This window comes from Lysobacter sp. H21R4 (assembly GCF_015277535.1).
Classification (GTDB): domain Bacteria; phylum Pseudomonadota; class Gammaproteobacteria; order Xanthomonadales; family Xanthomonadaceae; genus Novilysobacter; species Novilysobacter ciconiae.
This window is the reverse complement of the sequence record NZ_CP063772.1, coordinates 1,528,158-1,551,920: the sequence shown is the minus strand read 5'-3', so window position 1 is coordinate 1,551,920 and position 23,763 is coordinate 1,528,158. Positions and strand designations below refer to the sequence as shown.

The following is a 23,763-nucleotide window of genomic DNA, read 5'->3' as shown; positions in this document are numbered from 1 at the left end:
GACGCTCAGCCCGGGATGTCGGCGGAGCGCGCCAGCCAGTCCACCGCGCCCAACCCGGCGCGGCGGCCGCTGGCGAAGCTGGCGCTGAGCAGGTAGCCACCGGTCGGCGCCTCCCAGTCCAGCATCTCGCCGGCGCAGAACACGGCGGGCAGGGCATTGAGCATGAGCGCCTCGTTCATCGCCTCCAGCCGGACGCCGCCGGCGCTGCTGATTACCTCGTCGATCGGGCGCGGGCGCAGCAGTGTCAAGGGCAGGCGTTTGATCGTACGGGCGACCCGGTCCGCATCAGCCAGTCCGTTCTTGCCCAGCACCTCATAAAGCAGCGCGGTTTTGACGCCGTTGAGTCCGGCTTGCCGGCGGAGGTGGTCGCTCATGCTGCGCCCGTTTCGGGGTTTGCCGAGGTCGGCACGCAGTCGGTCCAGATCGCGGCCGGGTGCGAGATCCAGTGTCAGCACGGTGTGGCCGTCGCGCGCAATCCCGTCGCGCAGCGGGGCGGAAATCGCGTAGACCAGGCTGCCCTCGATGCCGTCGGCGGTGATCACGCACTCGCCCTGCAGCGCATGGTCCGCGCCGTCCTCGCGCCAGTGTGCGATGACCGGCTTCAGCGGTGCGCCGGCATGGCGCTGGACGAAGTGCGCGCTCCAGTCGATGTCGAAACCGCAGTTGGCGGGCACCAGAGGCACCGTGTCCACGCCGCGCGCAGCCAGCCAGGGTTGCCAAGCGCCGTCCGAGCCGAGCTGGGGCCAGCTGGCGCCGCCCAGCGCAAGCACGGTGGCGCCATGACCCGCCGCTACTTCGCCCGTAGGCGTCCAGAATCGGAACGCGCCGTCACTGTCCCAGCCCTCCCAACGGTGCTGCACATGGAAACGGACGCCCTGATCGCGCAGTCGCCGCACCCAGCCGCGCAGCAGCGGCGCCGCCTTGCGATCCAGCGGGAAGACCCGGCCGGAACTGCCGACGTAGGTCTCCACTCCCAAGCCGCGCGCCCACTCCCTCAACGCAGCGGCATCGAAGTCGTCCAGCCACGCGCCGACCGCCTCGCTGCGCTCCCGGTATCGCCTGTCGAACGCCGGGCGGTCTTCGCCGTGGGTGAGGTTCAAGCCGCCCTTGCCGGCAATCAGGAACTTGCGCCCGACCGAGCCCTTGGCCTCGTAGAGGTCGACCTCGATGCCGGCCGCGCGGGCGGTTTCGGCGGCCATCAGACCGGCCGGCCCACCGCCGATAACGGCCAAGCCGGGCAGGGCGGTGGGGTCTGACATGAAACAGCTCCGGGGGGCGCAGCGGGGCGCTGCATTATGCCGTGCTGGGGTATCTTCAGCCCTTCGGATTTCAGGGGACACGGACACAGATGCCTATCACCAACCTCAGCCGGCTTGGTGCCGGAAAATGCCTCGCCTTTGCCATCGCGCTGGCCGGTGCCCTTGCGCTGGTCCCCGCCGCGCACGCGCAGGATGCCGCGACGGAGACGACGGCACCCGAAGCAAAGGCGCCCCCCGACCTCGCTGTTTTCGTCGACACGCCCGCCGGATTGCCGGCCCAGCTCGCCGACTTCGACGCCTACATCGATGACATCCGCGAGCGCTTCGAGGTGCCGGCGATGGCGGTGGCGATCGTCAAGGACGGGCGCGTCGTAATGGAGCGCGGCTATGGCACGCGCGACCTCGACAGCAAGGTCCCGGTCGACGAGCACACCCTGTTCGCCATCGCCTCCAACACCAAGGCATTCACCGCCGCCTCGCTGTCGATGCTGGCCGACGAGGGCAAGCTGAAAATGGACGACCGCGTGGTCGATCATCTGCCGTGGTTCCGCATGTCGGATGCCTACGTGACCGGCGAGATGCGCATCCGCGACTTGCTCGCCCACCGCAGCGGGCTCGGCCTGGGCGCCGGGGACCTGCTGTACTGGCCGGGCTCGAAATACACCACGGAAGAAGTCGCGCGCCGCTTGAAGGATGTCCCGCTCAAGGGCGGCTTCCGCGACCGCTACGCCTACGACAACATCCTGTTCGGCGTCGCCCAGCTGGTGGTCGAGTCGGCCAGCGGCCAGCCATTCCGGGAGTTCCTGCAGAGCCGGATCTTCCGTCCGCTGGGCATGGACGACACCCGCTTCAACAGCGACGACCTGCAGCCAAGCGACAACGTCGCGACGGGCTATGCGCAGGCCGATTTCACGAGGCTGGTGGCGGCGCCGCGCGTGAGCTGGGGCAATGTCTCCGGCGCCGGCGGCATCTATTCAAGCGTCCACGACCTGACCAACTGGGTACGCGTGCAGCTCGATGGCGGGGTGATTTCCGGCGAAGGCGACAGTGCCCGGCGCCTGTTCAGCGAGAAGCGCCAGCGCGAGATGTGGTCGATGATCACCCCGATCCCGGTACCAAAGCCGTCGGTGCCGGCGCTGGCCGCCGCCATGCCCAACTACGCCGGCTACGGCGAAGGCTGGTCGCTGTCGGACTACCGCGGCAGCAAGCTGGTCTGGCACACCGGCGGCTGGCCGGGTTTCTTCTCCCGCATCACCCTCGTGCCCGAACACGATCTGGGCGTCATCGTGCTGACCAGCGCCGAGCAGGGCGGGGCGTTCCAGGCGGCGACGATGCGCGTGCTGGATGCGTACCTGGGCGGGCCGCGTATCGACTGGACCGGCGCCTACCTGTCGGCGCGCGGCAATGCGCAGGAAAAGGCCGACAAGTCCTGGCAGGAGCACATCGCCAAGCGTGACCTGCGCTCCAGGCCGTCTCTGCCGCTGAGTGGCTACGCCGCGACCTACCGCGACCCCTGGTACGGCGACATCATCGTCGAGCGAAGCGGCGAGAAGCTGCGGATCCGTTTCGACAAGACGCCCGATCTGGTCGGCACCCTAAGCCATTGGCAGCACGACACCTTCGTGGTGCGCTGGGACGAGCGCTGGCTCAACGCCGACGCCTTCCTGACGTTCGCGCTTGAGCCCGACGGGGCGGTGCGCGAGGCGCGCATGCAGGCGATCTCGCCGCTGACCGACTTCAGCTTCGACTTCCACGACCTGCGGCTGGTGCCGATCAAGCCGGACGCGGAGTAGCGCGCCGATCCGCTAGGCGGTGCCGGTGGGGGCGTCCGGTTCGAACACAACCACGTGCTCCAGGTCGAGGCGGATGCCGATGTCCTGCCCGACCGCGTGGTCGTGGTGGGATGGCACCAGCGCCTGCACCTGCTCGCCGTCATCCACCTGCAGGGTGTAGAGGAAATCGGCGCCGCGGAAATGGCGCCGCACGATCCGCGCCTGCATCGGGGCGTCGTCGTCGTGGATAACGTCATCCGGACGCAGGAGCATCCGCACCTGTGAGCCCGGCGCGCTGAGCAGCCGGTGGTCGGACGTGAGCACGCCAAACCCGGTTCCCACGTGCATGTCGTCCACCACGCGCGCCGGCAACAGCACGCCTTCGCCGACAAAGCCGGCCACGAACGGGTTGGCCGGGCGGTGATAAAGATCGTAGGCGGTGGTCCACTGCTGCAGGCGGCCTTCGCCGATCACGCCGACCAGGTCGGCCATGGCAAAGGCCTCCGCCTGCGAGTGGGTGACCATCAGGGCGCCGATCCCGGTCGCCTTCAGCGCGGCGCGGACCTGGATCGCCAGGCGTTCGCGCAGGTCGGGATCAAGGCTGGAAAACGGCTCGTCCAGCAGCACCATGCGTGGCTCCGGCGCCAGCGCCCGGGCCAGGGCGACGCGTTGCTGCTGGCCCCCGGAGAGCTGGTGCGGCGGGCGTCTGGCGTAATCGGCCAGGCCGACCAGGTCGAGCATCGCTTCCGCGCGCGACTTCGCCTTCGCACGCGGCCAGCGGAAGAGGCCGAAGCGGACGTTGTCGATGACGCTGAGGTGGGGCAACAGGGCGTGATCCTGGAACACCATGCCCATCTGGCGTTTTTCCGGCGCCAGGTGCACGCCGTTGCCGACCAGCACTTCGCCGTCGGCGCGGATGCAGCCGGCGGCAAGCGGCTCGAACCCGGCGACCGCACGCAGCAACGTGGTCTTGCCCGCGCCCGAGGGCCCGATCAGGCAACCGATCTGGCCGTCGGCCAGCTCCAGGCTGGCTCCGGAAAGCACCACGCGGCCGTCGTAGCCGACCGCGGCATTGTCGATCTCAAGCCGCATCGCGTCCTCGACGGGTCAGGGCAATCACGGGAATCAGCCCCGCCAGCGCGATGGCCAGCGAGGGCAGGGCGGCGCGGGCGTACTCGCCTTCATTGGTCAGCTCGAAAACGCGGGTGGCCAGGGTGTCCCAGCCGAACGGACGCATCATGAGGGTGATCGGCATTTCCTTCATCGTGTCGACCAGCACCAGCAGGCCGGCGGTGGCGAAACTGCCGCGCAACAGCGGCCAGTGCACAACGCGCAACTGGCGGGCGCCGGTGACGCCCATGCTGCGGCTGGCCTCCAGCAACTGGGGCCGGACCCGCAACAGCCCGCCAGCGACCGGCGCATGCGCCACCGCGAGGAAGCGGATGCCGTAGGCCACCAGCAACAGCACGAGCCCCCCTTCCAGCGGGACGTCCCAGCCGCGGGTCTCGGCGAGCCATGTGGAGAACCGTGCCACCGGCACGTACAAGCCGATGGCCAGCAGCGCGCCCGGAAGCCCGTAGCCCAGGGTGGAGATGCGGGTGGCGGTGGTGGTGAGCATGCCGGGTTGCTCGCGCGCTGCCAGGGCGATGACGAAGGCCGCGGCGGTGGTGAGCGCCGCGGCCATGGCCGACAACGACAGCGCATTGCGCAGGCTCGCGAAATAGCGCGGATCCAGGTCGTCCAGATGCGCCAGCGCCTGCCAGCCCAACTGCGAGAGCGGCAAGCCGAGCGCGACGACCAACACCAACGCGCACAGGGCGGTTGCCCACCAGCCGCTGCGTCCCGTCTGCAGGCGTGGCGCCTTGGCGTGGCCGACGGAGACGAACGACTGGCGTCGCCGCGACGCGGTTTCCAGGCCGACCAGCACCAGCACCGCGACGAGCAGCACCGCGGCGATCTGCAAGGCCGTGTCGGTCGAGAACAGCGCAAACCACGCCTTGTAGATCGCGGTGGTGAACGTGTCGTAATTGAACGCCGACACCGCGCCAAAGTCGGCCAGGGTCTCCATCATCACCAGCAGCGTGCCGCCGGCGATCCACGGCCGTGCCATGGGCAGGCTGGCGCGGAAAAAAGCGCGCCACGGACCCATTCCCAGCGCGCGCGCCGCCTCCAGTGCGCGTGCGCCCTGGCTGGCAAACGCCTCGCGGGCGACCAGGTACACGTACGGGTACAGCGCCAGCGTCATGACCGCGATCAGGCCGGCGCGCGAGCGGATGTCCGGCAGTTGCCATGCGGCGTGTTCACGCAGCCAGGCGGTGAAGGGCGCGCCGTAGTCGAACAAACCGATGAAGGCGACCGCGAGCACGTAGCCGGGCATCGCCAACGGCAACACCAGCAGCCAGGCAAACCAGCGCCGGCCGGGGAATTCGCACAGCGCCACCAGCGCCGCCAGCGCAGTACCCAGGATCGCGCTTCCCGCGCCCACCCCCAGTAGCAGCCACGCGGTATTGCCGGCCACCTGCGGCAGTACGTACTGCCACAGGTGCTGCAGCGTCTCGCTCTCAGGTCGCGCCAGCGCCGCCAGGGTCGCCCCCAGCGGTATCAGGCTCGGGAGCGTCAGCGCGACCGCCAACCACGTCCATCCGCGCGGAACCGGTAGCGCACGCGCGTGGCGCCCGCCGCCGGCCACTTCCGGCACCGGTGAAACGGGAAACGGCTCAGCGATAGCCGGCACGGTCCATGAGCTTGACGGCGTCGGCCTGCATCGCGCCGGCCTGGGAGACGTTAATCAGGTCCTGGCGGTAGTCGCCCCAGGCCTTGATCAGCGGATCGGTGGAGATCTTGGGGTTGGCCGGGTATTCCAGGTTCTCGCCGGCGAACAGCTCCTGCGCGTCACCGTCGGAAAGCCACTCGATGAACTCGCGTGCCGCCTGCGGATGCGGTGCATGGCGGGTCACGCCTGCGCCCGATACGTTGACGTGCACGCCGCGCTCTCCCTCGGCCTGGTTGGGCCAGAAAACGGTGACCGGCAGCGCCTCGTCCTTGCGCAACGCGCGACCCAGGTAATAGGTGTTGCTGATACCCACGGCGCAGCGGCCGGCAGCGATCGCCTCGATCACCTCATTGTCGCTGGCCATCGGCGGCGCCGCCAGATTGGCCACCCAGCCGCGCACGACCTCTTCGGTCTTCTCCGCGCCCAGGCTGGCCATCATCGTGGCGATCAGGCTCTGGTTGTAGACCGAGTTGCTGGTGCGCAGGCACAGCTTGCCCTTCCATTTCGGGTCGGCCAGGTCTTCATACGTCGACAGGGTGTCCGCGGGGGCCTTGGCCGGGTCGTGGATGATCGTGCGTGCGCGCACCGAGAGGCCGAACCAGCGGTTCTCCGGGTCGCGCAGGTTTTCCGGGATGTTGTCGCGCAGGCGCTGGGAGTCCACCGGCTGCAGCAGGTCCATGTTGGTGGCCTGCCACAGGTTGCCGGCGTCAACGGTGATGAACACGTCCGCCTTGCTGCGGCTGCCTTCGGCCTTGAGCCGCTCCATCAGCGGGGGCGCCTTGTCGGTCAGGTAGGTGATCTTGACTCCGGTCTCCTCGGTGTAACGGTCGAACAGGGGCTTGAGCAGCTGCTCGTTGCGCGAGGTATAGACCACCAGTTCGGTCGCGGCATCGCTGGCCGGGGCGTCGGTGTCGGCATCGCTGGAAGGCGGCTTGTCGGCGGAGCAGGCGGCAAGCGCGGCCAGGATGACAGCGGTCAGGGGGAGCAGTCGCACGGAGGCACCTCGGCTGGGTACAAATGAGAATCGCTATTATCTACGAACCGGCGGCGGAAGTATCGGCAGGCAGGTTGGCAAAACCGTCGCGGCGGCCCCATGTAAAGGGCACTGGACCATCCCCCGCGAGTGTTCCCCATGATTCCCTATTCCCTGCTCGACCTTGCCCCCGTTACCGAGGGCAGCGATATCCGCCAGGCCTTCGTCAACACGCTGGACCTGGCGCGCAACGCCGAGCGCCTGGGCTACCAGCGCTTCTGGCTGGCCGAACACCACAACATGCCCGGCATCGCGAGCGCGGCGACCGCGGTCCTGATCGGCTATGTCGCCGGCGGCACCTCGACCATCCGCGTCGGCGCCGGCGGCATCATGCTGCCCAACCACTCACCGCTGCAGGTCGCCGAGCAGTTCGGCACCCTGGCGTCGCTCTACCCGGATCGCATCGACCTTGGATTGGGCCGAGCGCCGGGCACGGACCAGGCGACCGTGCGCGCGCTGCGGCGCTACCACGAGGGCGCCGACGCGTTCCCGCACGACGTCGCCGAACTGCTCGGCTTCTTCCGTCCGGCCAAGCCGGGCCAACCGGTGCGCGCCGTGCCCGGTGCCGGGATCCAGGTCCCGGTCTGGCTGCTGGGCTCCAGCCTGTTCAGTGCGCGGCTGTCGGCGGCGATGGGCCTGCCGTTCGCATTCGCATCGCATTTTGCGCCCGACGCGATGGACGACGCGCTGGCCCTGTACCACGGCGAGTTCACGCCGTCGGCGCGCCTGGACAAGCCGCACGCGATGCTGTCGCTGAACGTGGTCGCTGCCGAGACCGACGCCGAGGCGCGACGCCTGTTCACCACCCAGCAGCAGGCGTTCGCCAAGCTGCGCCGGGGCGACATCGGCCTGGTGCCGCCGCCGATCGACGACATCGACGCGTGGTGGACACCGCAGGAGAAGGAAGGCGTTGGCCGCGCGCTGGCCTGCGCGGTGGTCGGTGATATCGACACCGTGCGCAAAGGCATCGCCGCCTTCATCGAACGCCACCGGCCTGATGAGCTGCTGCTCACCGCGAACATCTTCGACCACGCGGCGCGGGTGCGCTCGTTCGAGATTGCCGCCGAAGCGATGTCGAAGAACTGACGCTCGATCCGCGGACGGGCCCCGGCTCAGTGCTTCTTGCTGACGTCCATCAGTTCGACCTCGAACACCAGCGAGGCGTCCGGCGGAATCACGCCGCCGGCGCCCCGGCTGCCGTAGCCCTGTGCGGCGGGTATCAGCAGCACGCGCTTGCCGCCGACCCGCATGCCGGCGACGCCGTCATCCCAGCCGCGGATCACCCGGCCGGCGCCCAGCACGAACTCGATCGGCGTGCCGCGCTCGCGCGAGCTGTCGAATTGCGCGCCTCGGTTTTCCGGCGCGTCCTGGTCGTACACCCAGCCGGTGTAGTGGACGCTGACCTCATCGCCCGCGGCCGCCACCGCTCCGGTGCCGTCGACCAGATCGATGCGCCGCAGTTCGGCCACGCTGCCGTTGGGTGGCGCAGGCGGAGTGGATGGCGAGCATCCGGCCAGCAAGGTGCCGGCGAGGGCGAAAACCAGCAGAAAAGTGGATGCGGCGCGCGCGGGTTTGCGGGTCGGGAAGGGCTTCAAGGTAACGGCTTCGCTGGCGGCTTCGGGAGGCCAACGATACCGCCCATCGGGAACCGGTTCAGCGCGATCCGGGCCAGAGCGCGGCCAATCGACCATACTGGCCGGCCGTCCAAGGCCGAACGTCAAACATGAAGACCCCCGCCGGCTTGCAGCCGTTGATAGATGAAGGCGTGATCGACGAAGTGCTGCGCCCGCTCAAGAGCGGCAAGGAAGCAGACGTTTACGTGGTCCGTTCCGGTGACGAGATCCTGTGCGCCAAGGTCTACAAGGACATGGCCCAGCGCAGCTTCCAGCAGCGCGTGCAGTACCAGGAAGGGCGCAAGGTCCGCGGCAGCCGCGAGCAGCGCGCGATCACCAAGGCGAGCAAGTTCGGCCGCAAGGAGCAGGAGGCCGCCTGGAAGAACACCGAGGTCGACGCGCTGTATCGCCTGGCCGATGCCGGGGTGCGCGTGCCTGCACCGCGCGGCTATTACAACGGCGTGCTGGTGATGGAGCTGGTGACCGACGCCGAGGGCCATTCCGCCGCGCGCCTGGGCGAGGTCGAGCTGACTGCCGCGCAGGCCCGCGAATACCACGCCTTCTTGGTGCGCCAGGTCGTGCTGATGCTGTGCATCGACCTGATCCACGGCGATCTGTCCGAGTACAACGTGCTGGTCGGGCCGGACGGTCCGGTGGTGATCGATTTCCCGCAGGTGGTCAGCGCATCGGGCAACAACGCCGCGCGCAAGATGCTCCAGCGTGACGTCAACAACCTCACCCTCAGCCTGGGCGGGGTCGCCCCCGAGTTGCTGTCCACCCACTACGCCGAGGAGATGTGGGCGCTGTACGAGAAGGGCGAGCTGCGGCCCGACAGCGAGCTGACCGGCCAGTTTGCATTCGATGAGTCCAGCGCCGACCTGGACAGCGTCCAGCTGGCCATCCGCGATGCCCGCGAGGAAGCGCTGATCCGCCAGCAGGGACGCGAGGCGGCGGCCGAGGAGTACTGACTTCGGCTTGACTGGTCGCGCGGGGCGGTTGCCGGGCACTACCATTCACCGGGTCTTTTCGCCACATGCGATTGGATGGCTGCCTTGCCGCCGATTGGGCGGCCTCCGGAGTCTTCCATGAGCACACCCAGCAGTGACCGCGCCGCCCACATCAAGCACCTGGCCGAACTGATCCACGACGTGGACGTGGCGATGATGACCACCATCGCCCGCGACGGGCGCCTGGTGAGTCGACCGCTGGGCACGCAGGAGGTCGAGTTCGATGGCGACCTCTGGTTCGCCACAGGGCGTTCCAGCGACAAGGTCGCCGAGATCAGAGCCAATCCGCAGGTCAACGTCTCCTACGCGTCCACCAGCAAGAACAGCTACCTGTCCGTGGCGGGACGCGCCTCCATCGTCAATGACCGGGCGAAGATCGACGAACTGTGGTCGCCGGCGATGAAGCTGTTTTTCCCGGGCGGCAAGGACGATCCCGACCTGTGCCTGATCCGGGTCGAAGTGGACAGCGCCGAATACTGGGACGGGCCGGGCAGCATTTTTGGCAAGGCGCTCTACATCGCCCTGACCGCAGTCACCAACGATCCCGCCAGCTTGTCGGAGAACGAGCGCTTCGAGCTCTAGACCGCGCTGCCGGCGGCGTGCCCCGACGCCCACGCCCACTGGAAGTTGTAGCCGCCCAGCCAGCCGGTGACGTCCAGCACCTCGCCGATGAAATACAGCCCCGGCACGTGGCGGGACTCCATCGTCGTTGATGACACGCCATGGGTATCGACGCCGCCCAGGGTGACCTCGGCGGTGCGGTAGCCCTCCGTGCCGCTGGCCACCAGCGGCAAACGGTGCAGCACCGCGGCGACTTCCTGCAGCTCCGGCAGGTTGAACTGGCGGATGGGCCGGGCGGGCTGCAGATGGCCCAGCCACGCCTCGCACAGGCGCTGGGCAAAGCGCTTGGGGAAGAGCTCGGCCAGCAACGTTTTCAACTCGGCCGCGGGCCGCGCGCGCTGCATGTGCTGCAGGGTGGTCAGCGCATCGGTATCGGGCAGCAGGTTCAGCTGCAGGTCCTCGCCGGGCTGCCAATAGGACGAGACCTGCAGGATCGCCGGGCCACTGATGCCACGGTGCGTGACTAGCAGGAAATTGCTGAAGGACTGACCGCCGGCGGTGGCGGTAACAGGCAGCGAGACGCCGCTCAGATCGACCAGGCGTTCCTGGTGATTGCCGCTGAGGGTCAGCGGAACGAGACCGGCGCGCAGCGGAAGGACGGCGTGGCCGAACTGCTTGGCCACTTCGTAGCCGAAACCGCTGGCGCCCATGCTGGGGATGGACAGGCCGCCACTGGCGACCACCAGCGCCGGCGCGCGGAACTCGGCCAGGCTCGTGTCGACCGCGAACCCGTCCTGCCCGCTCCCCGGGATGTCGCCGGGTGCGACGAGCCGCTCGATTTTGCGGACGCTGCAGCCCGTTTCCACCCGCACGCCCGCCGCGCTGCACTCGTCCAGCAGCATCTTCACGATCAGCTTGGAGGACTCGTCGCAGAACAGCTGGCCGAGCTCCTTCTCGTGCCAGGCGACGCGATGGCCGTCGACCATGTCGAGGAAGTGCCACGGCGCGTAGCGGGCCAGGGCGGACTTGCAGAAATGCGGGTTGGCCGACAGGAAGTTGGCCGGACTGGTGCCGGTATTGGTGAAATTGCAGCGACCGCCGCCGGACATCAGGATCTTCTTGCCGACCCGGTTGGCATGCTCGACCACCACGACCCGTTTGCCACGCCGGCCGGCGGTGATCGCGCACATCAGGCCGGCCGCGCCGCCGCCGACCACGATCACGTCTACTTCGCGGACGCCCGCAGGTCCACTGGAGTCAGGCGTCGCCACCGGTTCAGTCGGTGCTGGGCGCCATGCGCACGGTGGGGCGCAGCGATGTGCTGCCGCGATCGCCCATCAGCTGCAGTTCGCCGTCCTGGATCAGCACGTTCAGGCGCATGCCGCGCTCGCCGATCGCCGGCAACGCATCGACCACGTGGCTGGGGATGTCGAGGACGGTGAGGTTCTTCAGGCGCGACACGGAGCTGGCGATCTTGTCCCACCAGATATCCGAGGCGTTGCCGCCGTAGTTCACCACCACGACCTGCTCGGCCTTGGCGCAGGACTTCTTGATCCGCGACTCGTCGGGATGGCCCAGGTCGATCCACAGGCCGATGTCGCCCACGTAATCGCGCTGCCACAGGTCCGGCTCATCCTCGTTGCTGATCCCGCGGCCGAACTCCAGCCGCTCGTCGGCATACAGCGCGAAGGCGAGCAGGCGCACCATCAGGCGCGCATCGGTTTCGGAAGGATGCTGGGCCAGCGTCAGCGTATGGGTGGCGTAGTAATGCCGGTCCATGTCGCTGATCTGCAGCTCGGCTTTGACGACGGTGGAATTGGCTGCCATGACGGACTCGCGGAAGGTAGCCCGCCATTCTATGCGGTGCGGCCTCGCGGTGCCGGTTTAAACCTGTCCGGTGGCGAACTGGACCGCCAGGCTGGAAACCGCCACCGCGATCCACACGCCCAGTCCCAGCGCGATCGGCTTGAAGCCGGTGCTCGCCATCCGCCGCAGGTCGGCCGACAGGCCGATGGCGGTCAGCGCCATGATGATCAGGAAATTGGCGGCGACATGGATGGCAGGCTGCACTGCCTCGGGGATCAGCCCGAGCGTGCGCGCGGCAGAGGCGACCACGAACCAAAGGATGAACCACGGCACGATGGCCGACAGCCGGAAATCGCTGGCGCCGCTTTTCTTGTGTTTCCACGCCTCGATCGCGGCCAGGATCAGGCACATCGGGATGATCAGGGTCGCCCGGGTGAGCTTGACGATGGTCGCGTGGTCGCCGGCCTCCTTGCCATAGCTGTAGCCGGCGGCCACGACCGATGAAGTGTCGTTGATCGCGGTGCCAGCCCACAGGCCAAATCCCTGCTGGCTGAGGTCCATCAGGTGGCCCAGTGCCGGAAACACCAGCACCGCCACCAGGTTGAAAAGAAAGATCGTGGAGATCGCAAACGCGGTGTCGTGCTCGTCGGCCTTGATGATCGGCGTGACGGCAGCAATGGCGGAGCCGCCGCAGATCGCGGTTCCCGCGCCGATCAGCAGCTTCAGTTTCGACGGGATGTTGAGCAGCTTGCCCAGCACGAGGGCCGACGTGAACGCCGCAATGATCGTCACGGCGGTGATGGTGAGCGACTCCATCCCGGTCCGGGCCACCTGGGTCAGGCTGAGGCCGAACCCGAGCGCCATGATCGACCATTGCAGGATCTTCTTGCCGGCGAAGCGGATCCCCGGCTCGCATGCGCGCGGCGGCGACACCGTGTTGCGGATCAGCACCCCGAGCAGAATGCCGAAAACCGGACCGCCGACCAGCGGCAGCCAGCGCCCGAGCACCAGCGCGACCATCGCCACCACCGTGGCCAGCAGCAGGCCGGGCCAGAGCGGGGAGGGTGGGGCGGGAGTGGGGACTGGGGAGGTGGCTGGGGAGTGCGTGGGAGTGGCCGACATCAATCGCGTGGTCCAGGAACCGGACGCACAGGATAGACGCCGGCCCGGCAAGGGGCGAGCCCGGGCGGAGGCTCACCCGCCCGATCGATGCGGCGCCCGTCTCAGTTGTCGCGCAACGCCATCGCTGCCTTCATGTGGTCCTCGTAGTTGCCACGGGTGCGTTCCAGGTGCGCGCGGATGACGTCACGGTCCGACCCCTGCAGATGCTTGTCGATCAACGCCAGAGCCTGCTCGTGGGTCTCGACCACCGCGTCCAGATAGCCGCGCTGATAGGCGTCCGCATCCAGCTCGGCCAATGCCTTGAGCCGCTTCTCCTCCTCGCTGCGCTGGTTCCTGACGGCGGGAGTGTCGGTCACGTCCAGAGCCTCGGCATCCCCCAGCGCGCGGGTCTGGGTCAGATTGCGCCGGTGGTGCATGGAGATCTGCTCGGCCAGTTCGGCCACCGCGGGGTCCAACTGCTCGTGCTGGCGGGCCTGCTCGGCCATCGCAATCGCCTGCTGATCCAGCGCGATCAACTGGGCAAGCGTTTCGCCGGGCGCGATGGCACTCTCACTGGCTGCGGCTGTGGTCGTTTGATCCGGCGGCATCGGCGCACGGGTGCAAGCCGCCAACGCAAAAACTGTCAAAGCGACGAAGACAAGAGATACCTTTCTGGACATGTCATTCCTCCCGGGTTCGTGGCGCGCCGCATGAGTCGCAAGGCCCGCGGCCCGTCCATGGATGAATGGACCCGCAACAACCAAGCTAGGCCAAGCGCGGCAATACCGCGTGAAGGCGAGGTGATGGTGGGACGTTCTCACGGCTTGGCCTGTGCCGCCGCCCGGCCTCCCGTACGCTTGGGGGATGAAACCGAGACCCACCCCGGTCGATGGCGTACCCGCCAGCCGCGTGCAATTGCCGGGCGGAACCTGGCCGTCCGCCTTTGATGCGATGTGCGCCCGGTTTCCGCGGATCGATAAGGCGACGTGGCGGAGCCGGTTCGCCCGGGGCCGGGTGCTGGATGACGCGGGGCTCCCGCTGGCCGCGGACGCAAGCGTCACCGCAGGGATGACGCTCTATTACTACCGCGAGGTGGTGGAAGAGCCGGCCATCCCGTTCACCGGACAGGTCCTGCATGCCGACGCGGACCTGCTGGTGGTCGACAAGCCGCACTTCCTGCCGGTGATGCCAGCGGGCGCGTACGTGCGCGAGAGCCTGCTGTTTCGGCTGCAGCAAACCCTGAAAAACGCGGATATCGTCCCGTTGCACCGCATCGATCGGGGCACCGCCGGGCTGGTGATGTTCTCAGTCAATCCGGCGACCCGGGACGCCTATCAGGCGCTGTTTCGCGACCGGGCAATCGGCAAACACTACGAGGCGCTGGCGCCGGCGCTGCCCGCCACCCGGTTTCCCCTGGTCCACCGCAGCCATTTGCAGCGCGGCGAGCCGTTCTTCCGCATGCGCGAAGTACCCGGCGACGCCAACAGCGAAAGCCGGATCGACGTGCTCGACCGCGATGGCGACGTCTGGCGCTACGCGCTTGAACCGGTCACCGGCAAAAAGCACCAGTTACGGGTACACATGACGGCGCTGGGCGCGCCGATCATCAACGACCCGTTCTATCCCGACCTGCTGGAGCAGTCAGCCGACAAGCACGCGTTGCCGCTCAAGCTGCTGGCGCGGTCGCTGGCGTTCATCGACCCGCTGACCGGGGATGCGCGGGAGTTCCGGAGCGCGCTGGCCCTGGAACTCCCGGAGCCGATCAGCGCGGCTTGAAGGGTTTACGCGGAGCGAAATTGCCCGGCTTGCCACCGGCTGGCTTGCCGGCATGCGGTCCACGCGGGCCGGACGGTCGGGCCTGCGGCGGGCGCGGCGAGTTCGGACGCGCAGCGCGCCCTCCGGTGTTGTCGCGCTCGTCCGCGTGGCGGATGCGCAGGGCCTGGCCGGCCACATAGACCCGCTTCAGGTGCTCCATCAATTCGTGCGGCATGCCTTCGGGCAGGTCGACCAGGCTGTAGTCGTCGCGGATGTCGATCCGGCCGATGTAGCGGCTTTCCAGGTCGGCTTCGTTGGCAATCGCGCCGACGATGTTGCCAGGCTGCACGCCGTGCTCATGCCCGACTTCGATGCGGAATGTCTCCATGCCGATCTCGTCGGTGCGCGGTGCGTTGCGCTGCGGCGGCGCCGAAGGCGCGCTGCGTGGCGGCTGCGACGACGCTGCCGGTGCGGCGTCGTCGAACATGGCTTCAGCCGCGTTGGCGCCACTCGGGCGTGCGGGTGGCTGCGGCGCGGCGCGGGGCGGCGTCGGGCGGTCCTCGTCGAAGCGCCGCGGCTCCGCTGACGCCGGCGCCGGCGCGGAGTGGCGCTGGTCGAAGCTTCGCGGTGCGACATCGCGCTCGGTCCGTTGCTGGCGGGGCGGCCGCGGCGGCTGGCCGCGGTGACCGACGTCGCGCGGGCTGGCCCCACGCGGGTCCGGGCGCGGCTCGTATTTGGCCCGCGGCGGTGGCGGCGCCAACAGCAGCGGGTGATCGCCCTGGAACAGCTTGGCCAGTGCGGCGGCGATTTCCACCGCAGGCACGTTCTGCTCGCGCTCGTAGCGCTCGATCAGCTCGCGGAACAGGCCCAGGTCGTTGTCGGCCAGGGTGTCGGTGATGCGGTCAAGGAACTTGGAGACACGCTGCTCGTTCACCGTCTCGATCGAGGGCAGTTCCATCTGCTGGATCGGCTGGCGCGTGGCGCGCTCGATGGCGCGCAGCATGCCGCGCTCGCGCGGGGCGACGAACAGGATCGCCTCGCCCTTGCGCCCGGCGCGCCCTGTGCGGCCGATGCGGTGGACGTAGCTCTCGGTGTCGTACGGGATGTCGTAGTTGAGCACGTGGCTGATGCGGTCCACGTCCAGCCCGCGGGCGGCGACGTCGGTCGCGACCAGCACGTCGATCTTGCCGTCCTTGAGGTTCTGGATGGTCTTCTCGCGCTGCGCCTGCTGCACGTCGCCGTTGATGGCCGCAGCGGCGATGCCCCGGGCGGCGAGTTTGGAGGCGAGCTCATCGGTGCCCAGCTTGGTGCGCGCGAACACGATCATCGCGTCGAACGGCTCGGCCTCCAGGATACGGGTCAGCGCGTCGAGCTTCTGAACGCCGCTGACGGCCCAGTAACGCTGACGGATGTTGTCGGCGGTGCTGGTCCTGTTCTTGATCGCGATCTCGACCGGGTCTTTCAGGTAGGTCTGGGCGATGCGCCGGATCTGTACCGGCATGGTGGCCGAGAACAGCGCGACCTGGCGGGTTTCCGGGGTCTTCTTGAGGACCTTCTCGACATCGTCGATGAAGCCCATGCGCAGCATCTCGTCGGCCTCGTCCAGCACCAGGAATCGCAGCGCGGAGATGTCCAGCGAGCCGCGGTCCAGGTGGTCGATGACGCGACCCGGCGTGCCGACGATGACCTGTACGCCGCGCTTGAGCGCCTGCAGCTGCGGGTAATAGCTCTGGCCCCCGTAGATCGGCAGCACCTGGAAGCCCTTCATGTGCGAGGCGTAGCTCTGGAACGCCTCGGCGACCTGGATCGCCAGTTCGCGCGTCGGCGCCAACACCAACGCCTGCGGGGTCTTCTGCGCAGGATCGATGCGCGCCAGGATCGGCAGCGCGAATGCCGCGGTCTTGCCGGTGCCGGTCTGCGCCTGGCCGATGACGTCGCGGCCCTGCATCAGCGGCGGAATGGTGGCGGCCTGGATAGGCGAGGGCGACTCGTAGCCCAGCGCGCTGATGGCCTGCCGCAGTGTCTCGGGCAGGGCCAGGCCGTCGAAGTTCAACGGAGTGTCGGGGAGGGAGTCGGGGGTAGCGGGCGTTTCGGCGCTCATCGCGGTTCTCGGCAGCGCCGGCTGGGCCGGTCGGGTAGACCGCACAGTTTAACGCCCGCGCGCCGTTGACGCGATGCCAATCGTGATCGGGTGCGGTCCGGGTCAGCTGCCGCTAAGCAGATGACGCCAATGCAGCGCGCGCACACCCCCGTCCCGGGCTTCAGCCCTGTTCGGTGGTCGGCGCACCATCGCCGGCATGCGCGCCTGGCTCATCGCCGTCGTTGTCCGGCTTGTCGGCCTGCTTGCGCGAGAGCTTTTCTTCCTTCTTCTTCTTCTTGGCGATTTCTCGCTGACGCTTTTCAAACGAATAATTCGGCTTCGCCATCGGCATTTCCTTGGGGGTGTCTGGATCGGTGGATGGATCGGTGTGTCCGGACCAGTCTAGGTCATGCGTCCCCGGCGCACCGCTCCTGCGGCGGGAACGGCGCCCGCAAACGTTAGGATGGACGGTGCCCGCGCAACCAGGCGGCTCTTGAGCGGTGATAAGCAATGCTTGATCTGACGTTCGACAATGCCTTCGTGCGCGACCTTCCCGGTGATCCGGATACCTCGGCCGGCGTACGCCAGGTCGAGGGCGCGGTGTGGTCGGCAGCGGCTCCTACGCCCGTGCCTGCGCCGCGCGTTTTGGCCTGCTCCGCGGAAATGCTGGCCCATCTGGGGCTGACCGAAGCCGACGCCGCGACCCCTCAGTTCGCGGACGTGTTCAGCGGCAATGCGCTGCTCGCGGGCATGCAGCCGTACGCGGCCAATTACGGCGGCCACCAGTTCGGTGTGTGGGCCGGGCAGCTGGGCGACGGCCGCGCCATCAGCCTGGGCGAAGTCGTGACGGAAGCGGGCGAGCGCTGGGAGCTGCAGCTCAAGGGCGCCGGACCGACGCCGTACTCGCGCAGCGCGGACGGGCGGGCGGTGCTGCGTTCCTCGATCCGCGAGTTCCTGTGCAGCGAGGCGATGCACCATCTGGGCGTGCCGACCACCCGTGCGTTGTGCCTGATCGGTACCGGCGAGCAGGTCGTCCGCGATATGTTCTACGACGGCCGCGCCGCACCGGAGCCCGGCGCGATTGTCTGCCGCGTGGCGCCGTCCTTCCTGCGCTTTGGCAGTTTCGAGCTGCCCGCATCGCGTGGCGACACCGGCCTGCTGCGGCAGCTGGTCGATTTCTGTATCCGCCGTGACTTCCCCGAGCTTGACGGCGAGGGGGATGCCCTCCACGCAGCGTGGTTCAGCGAGATCTGCCGACGTAGCGCGGTCATGGTGGCGCACTGGATGCGTGTGGGTTTCGTGCACGGCGTATTGAACACCGACAACATGTCGATCCTTGGCCTGACCATCGATTACGGCCCCTACGGATGGATCGACAACTTCGATCCGGGCTGGACGCCCAACACCACCGACGCGCGGCGCAAGCGCTACCGCTTTGGCCAGCAGCCCGCCGTGGCCTACTGGAACCTGGGGCGACTTGCCGGCGCGCTTTCGCCCTTGTTCGGCGAGCCGGCACCGTTGCAGGCGGGCCTGCAGATCTACGTGGATGCCTACAACGCCGCTGATCGCGACAACACGGTGCGCAAGCTCGGTCTGGCCGCGTACCGCGAAGGCGACAGCGCGTTGATGCAGTCCTTGCAGCAATTGCTGACCGAGGCCGAGGTCGACATGACGCTGTTCTTCCGCGCGCTGTCGGATTGCGACCCGGATGCACTCGACGGGGCGATGGACAGCCCAGCATTTATCGAAGCGTTCTACGACGCGGACAAGCGCGTCGCGTCAGTCGCCGCATTCCGGGACTGGATGAAGCTCTATCAGGAGCGCCTGGCGGCCGACAGACTGGATCCGGAGCAGCGCCGACGGATCATGCGTGCCGCCAATCCGCGCTACGTGCTGCGCAACTACCTGGCCCAGCAGGCGATCGATCGGGCCACCCGTGGCGACATGGACGGAATCACCGAGCTGCTGGAAGTAATGCGCCGGCCGTACGAGGATCAACCCGGCCGGGAGCCATTCGCCGCCCGCAGGCCGGATTGGGCCCGCGACAAGGCGGGCTGCTCGATGCTCTCGTGCAGTTCCTGAGGCGCCGGTCCCGCGGCATCAACCGGACAGCGACGATCAGGCCGGAGTGAAGGCTTTCCCGGCTTTCTTGTCGCGCTTCTCCGCCTTCTTCTCTTTCATCGTCTTGGACGGCTTTTTCTTCTCGTCCTTCTTCTGGTCCATGCCCTTTGCCATGTCAATCTCCGGTAGCGCCGCTGAGTGGGCAGACGGACGTTTGCGGTCCGCACCGCCCAGTATGCGCGATTCCCTGCTACCGGGTTCGCGGGCCGCGTAGAATAGGGACATGTCATTGATCACCCTGAACAGCGTCGACTACAGCGTCGGCGGCCCGCTCCTGCTCGAGAACGTCGAGCTGTCCATTGAACCCGGCGAGCGCATCGCCCTGATCGGCCGCAACGGCGCCGGCAAGTCCACCCTCATGCGCCTGATGGCGGGCGATATCCAGCCCGACGACGGCGAGATCCGCCGTGCCAGCGGTCGCCGTATCGCGCGCCTGGAACAGGAGGTCCCGCCCGACGCCGGCGGCACGGTGTTCAACGTGGTCGCCAGCGGGATGGGCGAGCTGGGTTCCTGGCTGGCCGAATACCACCGGATCAGCCACGCCGACGTGTTCGACGGCGATGCGCTGTCCGACGTGCAGGCCAAGATCGAAGCGGCCGACGGCTGGGGCGCGGACCAGAAGGTGGTGGAGACCCTGGACCGCCTGGGCCTGGACGGCGACGCCGAGTTTTCCGGCCTGTCCGGGGGCATGAAGCGCCGCGTGTTGCTGGCCCGCTCGCTGGTCTCGGCGCCCGACCTGCTGCTGCTGGACGAGCCGACCAACCATCTGGACATCGAGGCGATCGACTGGCTCGAGGACTTCCTCAAGAATTCCTGGAAGGGCGCGCTGCTGTTCGTGACCCATGACCGGCGGTTCCTGCGCGCGCTGGCGACCCGGATCGTCGAGATCGACCGCGGCCAGGTCACCAGCTGGCCCGGCGACTGGGCCAACTACGAGCGTCGCCGCGAGGAGCGGCTCAACGCCGAAGCGCAGGAGAATGCGCGCTTCGACAAGATGCTGGTGCAGGAAGAGATCTGGATCCGGCAGGGCATCAAGGCGCGGCGCACGCGCGATGAAGGCCGCGTGCGGCGGCTCGAGGCCATGCGGTCCGAGCGCGCCAAGCGCCGCGATGCGGTCGGCAACGTGCGCATGGACCTGGCCCAGGCCGAGTCCTCGGGCAAGAAGGTCATCGAAGCCAAGTCGGTGTTCTTCGATTTCGGCGGCAAACCGCTGTTGAAGGACGTCTCCACGACGATCTTCCGCGGCGACCGCATCGGCCTGATCGGTCCCAACGGCAGCGGCAAGACCACGCTGCTGAAGGTCTTGCTGGGCGAACTGCAGCCGCTTTCTGGCGAGGTCCGCTCCGGCAGCAACCTGCAGATCGCCTACTTCGACCAGTACCGGGCGACGCTGCGCGAAGACTGGAACGCACTGGAGAACGTCTCCGAAGGCCGCGAGTTCGTCGAGGTCGGCGGCAAGCAGAAGCACGTGATCGGCTACCTGCAGGATTTCCTGTTCACACCGGAGCGCGCGCGTGCGCCGATCACGCGCCTGTCGGGCGGCGAGCGCAACCGCCTGTTGCTGGCCAAGCTGTTCGCCCAGCCGTCCAACCTGCTGGTGATGGACGAGCCCACCAACGACCTGGACGTGGAGACACTGGAGCTGCTGGAGGAGATCCTCGGCGACTACCCCGGCACGCTGCTGCTGGTCAGCCATGACCGTGACTTCATCGACAACGTCGTGACCTCCACCCTGGTGATGGAAGGCGATGGCAAGGTCGGCGAGTACGTCGGCGGCTACAGCGACTGGGTTCGCCAGCGTCCGGCAGAGCGGGTGGAGACGGCGGCGAAATCCGCCTCGATGCCGGTCTCCCCGATCGCCGCCGCCGCAACGACGCCGAGCAAGCCCAAGCGCAAGCTCGCCTACAAGGAAGCCCGCGAGCTGGACGCCTTGCCGGGCGTGATCGAGGGCCTGGACGCGCGCATCGCGGAGATGACGACGCAGATGAACGACCCTGCGTTCTACCAGCGCGACGCCGATGCGATCGCTGCCCACAACGTGGCGATGGCGCAGCTGCACGTGCAGTTGGAGCAGGCATTCGCGCGCTGGGCGGAACTGGAAGGCGAGGACTGAGCGACCCGCTGCGGCGGCTGCAGGCAAGTCCGCAGCGGCGGAGGTTCACGACGCGGTCAACCGGCCTTCGCCATCCTCGCCAGTCGATCCGAATCGGGCCACGCGATGTCGAGTCACCCTGTCAGCGCGAACCGTACGCGCAAGGCGCCGTCCTTGGGCACGCCCACGTCCGGCGGGGACGACGGTTTCGTCCGGGTGCGCGGCGCCCGCGAGCACAACCTGCAGGACATCGATGTCGACATTCCGCGCGACGCGCTGGTGGTGTTCACCGGCGTGTCGGGCTCGGGCAAGTCCTCGCTGGCGTTCGGCACCCTCTACGCCGAGGCCCAGAGGCGTTATCTGGACTCGGTTGCGCCCTATGCGCGCAGGCTGATCGACCAGGCCGGCGTGCCGGACGTGGACTCCATCGATGGCTTGCCACCGGCGGTCGCGTTGCAGCAGCAGCGTGGCTCGCCGAGCACGCGTTCCTCGGTGGGCAGCGTCACCACGGTGTCCAACTCGCTGCGCATGCTCTATTCCCGCGCCGGCGACTATCCGCCCGGGCAGCCGATCATCTATGCCGACGGGTTTTCGCCCAACACGCCGCAGGGTGCATGTCCGCGCTGCCACGGTCTGGGCAGCGTGCATGAGGTCAGCGAACGCTCGATGGTGCCTGACGACACCCTAAGCATCCGCGAGCGCGCGATCGCCGCCTGGCCGCCGGCGTGGCACGGCCAGAACCAGCGCGACATCCTGGTCACGCTGGGCTACGACATCGACATTCCCTGGCGGGAACTGCCGCAGGAGCAGCGCGACTGGATCCTCTTCACCGATGAGCAGCCGGTGGTGCCGGTGTACCGCGACCTGAGCCCTGCGCAGACCCGCGAGGCGATCGAGCGCGGCGACAACCCCAGCTACAACGGCACGTTTACCAGCGCGCAGCGCTACGTGCTGCACACGTTCGCGACCACCCAGAGCGCGATGATCAAGAAGCGTGTCGCGCGCTACATGGTCAGTGCGATGTGCCCGCTGTGTGAGGGCAAGCGTCTGCGTCGCGAGGCGCTGTCGGTCACGTTTGCCGGGCTGGATATCGGCGAGTTGTCGCGGCTGCCGCTGAAGGAACTCGCTGTGCTGCTGGAGCCGGTCGCGCACGGCGCGGCAGCAGATTCGCCGCAAGCGCATGAACATCCGGAGCAGGCGATCGTCGCGCAGCGCATTGCCGCCGACCTGCTGGCGCGGATCGAGGTCATCGTCGCGCTGGGCCTGGGCTACCTGACCCTTGAGCGCACCACGCCCACGCTGTCGCCGGGCGAGCTGCAGCGGTTGCGGCTGGCCACCCAGATCCGCTCCAACTTGTTTGGGGTGGTGTATGTGCTCGACGAGCCGTCGGCCGGGCTGCATCCGGCCGATACGCGGGCGCTGCTGGCGGCGCTGGATCAGCTCAAAGGCGCCGGCAACTCACTGTTCGTGGTCGAGCACGAAACCGACGTGATCCGCCGCGCCGACTGGGTGGTCGATATCGGCCCGGCGGCGGGCGAGCAGGGCGGTCGCGTGGTCTACAGCGGTCCGCTGGATGGGCTGGCCAGGGTGAGCGAGTCGCAGACCGCGCGCTACCTGTTCCCGTCGCCTGGCGCGAGGGTTGACGCCGCGTGCAGCGACAAACCCGGCGGGCCGATCGCTGAGGCGGGGCGTACGCCGCGCATTCCCACCGACTGGCTGCGACTGGAGGGCATCAGCCGCAACAACCTTGACCAGCTCGCCGTTGCCTTCCCGCTGGGGGTCTTCACCACCGTCACCGGGGTATCCGGTTCGGGCAAGTCCAGCCTGGTCAGCCAGGCGCTGGTCGAGTTGCTGTCCGAGCACCTTGGTAAACCGGCCGACAGCGACAGTGATGAGGACGACCCGCTGGAGTCCGCTCCGGTGACCCGCGGCGGCCGGATCGTTGCCGGACTCGACGCAGTCAGGCGGCTGGTGGTGGTTGACCAGAAGCCGATCGGCCGCACGCCGCGCTCCAACCTCGCGACCTACACCGGACTGTTCGACCAGGTCCGCAAGCTGTTCGCCGCCACGCCGGAAGCGCGCGCCAGGGGTTACGACGCGGGGCGGTTCTCGTTCAACGTCGCCAAGGGCCGCTGCCCGACCTGCGAGGGCGAGGGCTTCGTCAGCGTGGAATTGCTGTTCATGCCCAGCGTCTATGCGCCGTGCCCGCAGTGCCACGGCGCCCGCTACAACGCCGAGACCCTGGAGATCACCTGGCGCGACCTCACCATCGCCGGAGTGTTGGCGCTCACGGTGGATGCGGCGGCCGACTTCTTTGCCGACGCCCCGGCAGTGTTGCGCCCGCTGGAGGTGCTGCGCGAGATCGGGCTGGGCTATCTGCGGCTGGGCCAGCTGGCCACGGAACTGTCAGGCGGCGAGGCCCAGCGCATCAAGCTGGCCAGCGAGCTGCAGCGCGCGCAGCGGCGAGGAACGGTGTACCTGCTCGACGAGCCGACCACCGGCCTGCATCCGGCCGACGTGGACGTGCTGATGCGCCAGCTGGACGGGCTGGTGGAAGCGGGCAACACCGTCATCGTGGTCGAGCACGACATGCGGGTAGCGGCAGCCAGCGACTGGATCATCGATATCGGGCCCGGTGCCGGCGACGAGGGTGGGCGAGTGGTGGTGCAGGGGACGCCGTCGGACGTCGCAAAATCACCGGCCAGCAGGACCGCAGCTTTCCTGGGTGCGCAACTGCGCGGCGCGCACGTCCCCGAACTCTAGTCCGTGCCAGACTGGCCGCGTTCCCAA

The 23,763-nt window shown here is 68.2% G+C and carries 19 protein-coding genes; 8 read left to right on the top strand and 11 right to left on the bottom strand.

The genetic code is table 11. From position 1 onward, the window contains the following. Positions 1-5 precede the first annotated feature (5 nt). Positions 6-1,259: a TIGR03862 family flavoprotein gene (locus INQ40_RS07090; protein WP_194339802.1), complete on the bottom strand. Its 1,254-nt coding sequence runs from the start codon at positions 1,257-1,259 to the stop codon at positions 6-8. Positions 1,260-1,348: 89 nt separating this feature from the next. On the opposite strand from INQ40_RS07090, the gene INQ40_RS07085 reads away from it, so the two are divergent. After that, a complete protein-coding gene (locus INQ40_RS07085; RefSeq protein ID WP_194339800.1) occupies positions 1,349-3,052 on the top strand; it encodes a serine hydrolase in 1,704 nt (567 codons plus the stop codon). A 12-nt stretch (positions 3,053-3,064) separates the two neighbouring features. Here the strand turns inward: INQ40_RS07085 and INQ40_RS07080 are convergent, their stop codons facing one another. The 3 genes from INQ40_RS07080 to INQ40_RS07070 form a co-directional block, all read right to left on the bottom strand. Continuing rightward, complete coding sequence (locus INQ40_RS07080; protein ID WP_194339799.1) at positions 3,065-4,123, bottom strand: ABC transporter ATP-binding protein; 1,059 nt, start codon at positions 4,121-4,123, stop codon at positions 3,065-3,067. Beyond that, positions 4,113-5,663, bottom strand: a complete 1,551-nt coding sequence (locus INQ40_RS07075; RefSeq protein WP_194339797.1) for an iron ABC transporter permease — start codon at positions 5,661-5,663, stop codon at positions 4,113-4,115. The genes INQ40_RS07080 and INQ40_RS07075 overlap by 11 nt, the downstream gene beginning before the upstream one ends. Before the next feature lie 85 nt (positions 5,664-5,748). Further along, complete coding sequence (locus tag INQ40_RS07070; protein WP_228481951.1) at positions 5,749-6,798, bottom strand: extracellular solute-binding protein; 1,050 nt, start codon at positions 6,796-6,798, stop codon at positions 5,749-5,751. A 138-nt stretch (positions 6,799-6,936) separates the two neighbouring features. On the opposite strand from INQ40_RS07070, the gene INQ40_RS07065 reads away from it, so the two are divergent. After that, entirely contained in the window at positions 6,937-7,923 is a 987-nt protein-coding gene (locus INQ40_RS07065; protein ID WP_194339795.1) for an LLM class flavin-dependent oxidoreductase, read from the top strand. A 26-nt stretch (positions 7,924-7,949) separates the two neighbouring features. Here INQ40_RS07065 and INQ40_RS07060 read toward each other — a convergent pair whose 3' ends face one another. Further along, positions 7,950-8,384, bottom strand: a complete 435-nt coding sequence (locus tag INQ40_RS07060; RefSeq protein ID WP_228482183.1) for an FKBP-type peptidyl-prolyl cis-trans isomerase — start codon at positions 8,382-8,384, stop codon at positions 7,950-7,952. Between the two features lie 176 nt (positions 8,385-8,560). Here INQ40_RS07060 and INQ40_RS07055 point away from each other — a divergent pair, with 176 nt between their 5' ends. Beyond that, positions 8,561-9,418, top strand: a complete 858-nt coding sequence (locus INQ40_RS07055; protein WP_193983280.1) for a PA4780 family RIO1-like protein kinase — start codon at positions 8,561-8,563, stop codon at positions 9,416-9,418. Positions 9,419-9,535: 117 nt separating this feature from the next. Next, positions 9,536-10,039, top strand: a complete 504-nt coding sequence (locus tag INQ40_RS07050) for a pyridoxamine 5'-phosphate oxidase family protein (RefSeq protein WP_194339791.1) — start codon at positions 9,536-9,538, stop codon at positions 10,037-10,039. On the opposite strand, the gene INQ40_RS07045 is transcribed toward INQ40_RS07050, so the two are convergent. The 4 genes from INQ40_RS07045 to INQ40_RS07030 form a co-directional block, all read right to left on the bottom strand. Further along, on the bottom strand, positions 10,036-11,208 hold the full coding sequence (locus INQ40_RS07045) for an NAD(P)/FAD-dependent oxidoreductase (RefSeq protein ID WP_194342468.1): 1,173 nt from the start codon (positions 11,206-11,208) through the stop codon (positions 10,036-10,038). The genes INQ40_RS07050 and INQ40_RS07045 overlap by 4 nt on opposite strands. Positions 11,209-11,293: 85 nt before the next feature. Then, on the bottom strand, positions 11,294-11,845 hold the full coding sequence (locus tag INQ40_RS07040; RefSeq protein ID WP_194033644.1) for a YaeQ family protein: 552 nt from the start codon (positions 11,843-11,845) through the stop codon (positions 11,294-11,296). A 57-nt stretch (positions 11,846-11,902) separates the two neighbouring features. After that, positions 11,903-12,946: a YeiH family protein gene (locus INQ40_RS07035; RefSeq protein ID WP_194339789.1), complete on the bottom strand. Its 1,044-nt coding sequence runs from the start codon at positions 12,944-12,946 to the stop codon at positions 11,903-11,905. A 101-nt stretch (positions 12,947-13,047) separates the two neighbouring features. Continuing rightward, positions 13,048-13,533 (bottom strand): DUF4142 domain-containing protein, encoded by a 486-nt coding sequence (locus INQ40_RS07030; RefSeq protein ID WP_194339787.1) that lies wholly within the window; start codon positions 13,531-13,533, stop codon positions 13,048-13,050. A 256-nt stretch (positions 13,534-13,789) separates the two neighbouring features. Between INQ40_RS07030 and INQ40_RS07025 the strand changes: the two genes are divergently transcribed. Next, positions 13,790-14,701 carry a pseudouridine synthase gene (locus INQ40_RS07025; RefSeq protein ID WP_194339785.1) on the top strand — a complete coding sequence of 304 codons (912 nt, stop codon included), beginning with the start codon at positions 13,790-13,792 and terminating at the stop codon, positions 14,699-14,701. Here the strand turns inward: INQ40_RS07025 and INQ40_RS07020 are convergent. Then, positions 14,688-16,781, bottom strand: a complete 2,094-nt coding sequence (locus INQ40_RS07020; RefSeq protein WP_194339783.1) for a DEAD/DEAH box helicase — start codon at positions 16,779-16,781, stop codon at positions 14,688-14,690. The two genes, INQ40_RS07025 and INQ40_RS07020, sit on opposite strands and share 14 nt — an antisense overlap. A 160-nt stretch (positions 16,782-16,941) precedes the next feature. Next, a complete protein-coding gene (locus tag INQ40_RS07015; protein ID WP_194339781.1) occupies positions 16,942-17,106 on the bottom strand; it encodes a hypothetical protein in 165 nt (54 codons plus the stop codon). 164 nt (positions 17,107-17,270) lie between these two features. Between INQ40_RS07015 and INQ40_RS07010 the strand changes: the two genes are divergently transcribed. From INQ40_RS07010 to INQ40_RS07000, 3 genes are all read left to right on the top strand, one after another. Next, complete coding sequence (locus INQ40_RS07010) at positions 17,271-18,842, top strand: YdiU family protein (RefSeq protein ID WP_194339779.1); 1,572 nt, start codon at positions 17,271-17,273, stop codon at positions 18,840-18,842. 262 nt (positions 18,843-19,104) lie between these two features. Continuing rightward, positions 19,105-20,994 carry an ATP-binding cassette domain-containing protein gene (locus INQ40_RS07005; RefSeq protein ID WP_194339777.1) on the top strand — a complete coding sequence of 630 codons (1,890 nt, stop codon included), beginning with the start codon at positions 19,105-19,107 and terminating at the stop codon, positions 20,992-20,994. 153 nt (positions 20,995-21,147) lie between these two features. After that, positions 21,148-23,736, top strand: a complete 2,589-nt coding sequence (locus tag INQ40_RS07000; RefSeq protein WP_228481949.1) for an excinuclease ABC subunit UvrA — start codon at positions 21,148-21,150, stop codon at positions 23,734-23,736. The last annotated feature ends 27 nt before the right edge of the window (positions 23,737-23,763 follow it).